This window comes from Patescibacteria group bacterium, from assembly GCA_041651355.1.
GTDB lineage: Bacteria > Patescibacteriota > Patescibacteriia > Patescibacteriales > UBA12465 > JAPLVX01.
In genome coordinates this window covers 1-3,671 of sequence record JBAZJK010000010.1, presented here as the reverse complement: position 1 = coordinate 3,671, position 3,671 = coordinate 1, and the positions used below count along the sequence as shown (strand labels likewise).

At 40.2% G+C, this 3,671-nt stretch carries 3 protein-coding genes; all 3 read left to right on the top strand.

Translation table 11 applies throughout. The features are described from left to right. Positions 1-1,340 precede the first annotated feature (1,340 nt). The 3 genes from WC441_05460 to WC441_05450 are packed head-to-tail and all read left to right on the top strand — an operon-like array spanning position 1,341 to position 2,500. Positions 1,341-2,126: a hypothetical protein gene (locus WC441_05460; GenBank protein ID MFA5163933.1), complete on the top strand. Its 786-nt coding sequence runs from the start codon at positions 1,341-1,343 to the stop codon at positions 2,124-2,126. A gap of 15 nt (positions 2,127-2,141) precedes the next feature. Next, complete coding sequence (locus tag WC441_05455) at positions 2,142-2,345, top strand: hypothetical protein (protein MFA5163932.1); 204 nt, start codon at positions 2,142-2,144, stop codon at positions 2,343-2,345. An 11-nt stretch (positions 2,346-2,356) separates the two neighbouring features. Then, entirely contained in the window at positions 2,357-2,500 is a 144-nt protein-coding gene (locus WC441_05450) for a hypothetical protein (GenBank protein MFA5163931.1), read from the top strand. Positions 2,501-3,671 lie beyond the last annotated feature (1,171 nt).

Genomic DNA, 3,671 nt, shown 5'->3' with positions numbered 1-3,671 from the left:
GTAAAACACGTATACGTGATAACCAAGTGTACAACCTATAAGGTATAACCCACATAACAAGCCGGTCTAATCAACCGGCTTTCTTTTGCCTAAAATTCCGCAAAATTCCAGCGACTTCCCCTCACTAAGACGCGAAAAAATCCCGCGCTCAGGCCCAAATAACAACGTTTAATTAACTTTTAATACCAATACAGCCTGCTATTTTATCGACGCTCAAATGCAATAATTTCCCAATCAGCAAAACCTAATAAAATCTTCTAGCCATATTCCGGCGACCTATCCCACTATATACCATCCCGGCGACCCTATGTTATAAGGCTATTTCCGGCGACCGCGGGTCTTTAATACATACATACAGCTTCAGTTGCCTTTATAAGCCTCTACGTCGCCAGACTATCCTGTATACAGCGAAGCTAACTAAACACTGTTTAATTATATAACTTGACAAGCTGCGCTGAAGATGCTACTCGCCCGCTTCATATATACAATAGACCTGCTAATGCAGGTGTCAGGTTTCTTTACACCTGTAACCCAACAATATCAACAAGATAGAATTAAACAACGTTTAATGTCAGGTTTCTTTACAAAAACCTTTTGCCTTATGTAACAATAGCTTAGGCTATTCCTAGCCTAAATAGTGTCAGTATTTTTTACACCTTTGTTAAATCAAGGCTATTATCCAATAGGATAGGCTTATATAATAAGATTTGGCACACCTTCTGCTATATACATATCAAGCAGGATGCTTTCTTTACCCTTACATGGAAATATAGTAAAAAAAACTATTGTACAGTTTATTTATATCTGTATAATAGCTTCAAGCCTTCGGGCATTGCTCTTTAACAATTTAACCCTATACATGCTCTTGAGCTTGTTGGAGCATCCCAACGTGCGTGTATAACAATATCCTTTAACCATTAACCATATAGGTGCAATCATGAGACACTATCCACGTTCTGCCGCTAGCTATAAACCACCGAGGACTATTGAGGAAAAAACAGCCTTGCTAGTAATAGCCCTAGTTGGCATAGGCGCAATAATATGTTTTTTGATAGCTAACGACATTATTATGTAGGTGCAATAATGAATAAAATGAATAGAGAACAATTTTTCAAGTACCACGCCAACAGCGGCGGCAAGCTTTTAAGCTGTTGGATAAATAACAAAATGTATCACCTGAGTAGGCGGGAGTGGGATAAACTCCCAAAGCATACAACCATAGAGCTACCATGTGGACAAGTCTACAAGGTTGTTGATTAGCTAACTTAATACAGTCTTTAATAGACTGTATTTGGATGGCATATTGCTATCATTAACAATTAATATAGGAACTATATACCATGACTATTTATACAAAAAACCAAATCGAAACAGCTTCGCTTAATGCCCGTGAAATCCTGGCCAGCTGGACTTCCGGCCAAGGCGCTACGGGAAAGATGTCACCAGCCTTTGATCACGTCAAAACAGGCGCTATTAATAACATACCTGTATCAGTAGACTTATTAACAGCATTGGCTGAAATGTACATCGTGAAAAGCAAGGCTACTAGCAAGTTTTACGATGCGATAAAGGCCGGCTATCTTAGCCCTAATCACATGGATGAGTACAAGGAGGAAGTTAAGGCTAAGACCCCTTTAGTTGGGCACTACTTAACTGCTGATGAGTACTTAACTAGCTGCTTTGATATGTTACCGGCTTTGCATGTACCCACGTTTGATGACATTTTAACAAAGCTATCCACGTTCAAGCCTTCAATGAATAAAACAGAACTTGTTGCTCTCATTGAAGCTATACAAGCATTGTGCAAACCTGCCTGTTATACAGTCTATGACTTAACTGTCGAACAGTTAGACAAGTATAATGATCTTCTTGCTAAGGAGGAAAGCATTAACACTGCTATTAATATCCTATATCCATACCTTGAAGAGATTAAGGCTATTAACGACACAACCATACAAGGTATTTTCAGGCCTGAAGCAGGCCACGGCGAAACATTAAGCAGGCTGATTACTGAGGAAAACTATAAAATCCTTGTGACTACGCCGGTGAATACAAAGCTGGACGCGTCATTTAATGTAGTTGAACCCGGTTATATCCTTTTCAGTATCCAAGTCGTAACCCTTTAACCTAATATAACAATAATGGGCAGGTATTATCCTGCCCAATCTATTTTGGAGCACTATATCATGAACATACTTAACACTAATCCTGATAACATCATTGTATTAAATGAAGAAGTTGAAGAGGAGCGCGCATCGCTCCTACTAGCAAGTTTCTTCGATAAGGTCTGGCAAAGGCTGGATGAATCCGAGCCTTCCGCCGATGACTACTATAACTATATGTGAGGCGCGCCGTTATGAAAACATACACCTACATTTGCACCTTATTAGGATGCACCTGCACCACGCACAACAAGAGCAAGAAGGCCGCTAAGCTCAGTCTGTGCCGCCGCTTATCCGTTCCGGCTAATAGCCTAACCTTAATCGGGATAAACCTATGAAACAATACTACCATGCAGTGCACTCGGTGCGGCCGTTCTTATATGATGTAATCGCGGCCATTGTCGGTGCGATCATAACCCTCTTTCCATTCTATGTGGTGTTGAAAGGGTTGTTATAACAACCTGGCAGAGAGCAGTACTACCTAGTACGGTACTGCTCTTGTTGGTATGTAGAAAGGTACTACCTGAGCATGGGAGTGTATGCGTATATGAGTCAGAGCGACCTCACCTACATACCACCCAACCACCGACCAAGCTTAAATAATAGACCGGCTTACAGCCGTAAGGTACTATAACGCTTGTACCTCTTTCCCATATCTTATGTACGTAAACCCAGGCAGACACCAGAACAGTTCGCTATTACCGCTAGGGATAATATATTTACCTTTATACTTATATTTGATGTGGGTATCCATAACTAGATGTTCAATATAGGACGCTTGGTGACAATCGTCTACCCATATACTATCTAGGAGTTCTATGTCGATTAGATGACCTTTACCTTTCACTAGGCTCTGGTTAGACTCTGTATTCTTCAAGTCACGTATACGTCCATTAAGTCTGGTAGAGACTCCTATTTTATAGACTGGATAGGGGAGCTTGTTACAGGTTATTTTTAACAAGTAAACCTGGTGGGGATTATAGGCAGAAGGAATATGTTCTGGTATAAGTGCATTGGGGATAAGGGATAGGATGGTTGTCATCGTTTCAGCCGTAAGGTTTATTATTATTTATAGTATACTTTATTCGCTATAGGATAGCAAGCCGGAGGCAATGTGTGCTCAGCACGCTCTTACGCGGGCATCCTGCCCTTGGCCGGTTTAATATAGTAGCTTGTTATAGGGAGTATAATCGCTTATAGCTTGCGTAGGGTTGTTGCTTTCGCTTATAGCCAGCATGAGAGTATATGCGTGATAAGCTTATTGTTCTTTTCTTTTGGACGTACATAATAGTCATGCAAATCCGCTGTAAGTTATTGATTTATAAGTAGTTTCCATTTTAAAATGTACCCAAAAAATCCTAGAAATGTACCCAAAAAATCCTGAGAGCCAATTGTGTAAATAAATTCTTGACAACGTGGGTACAAAATGTGATAATATCTGCTTAGAAATTGCTAATAGAAGGTGAAATATGAGTAAAATTGTAGTAAGAGTAGATACGCTAGAGGATG

Bases quoted from the DNA above. Each gene is read 5' to 3' on its own strand.
- WC441_05460 (MFA5163933.1), top strand. From the start codon at position 1,341: ATGACTATTTATACAAAAAACCAAATCGAAACAGCTTCGCTTAATGCC.
- WC441_05455 (MFA5163932.1), top strand. From the start codon at position 2,142: ATGGGCAGGTATTATCCTGCCCAATCTATTTTGGAGCACTATATCATG.
- WC441_05450 (MFA5163931.1), top strand. From the start codon at position 2,357: ATGAAAACATACACCTACATTTGCACCTTATTAGGATGCACCTGCACC.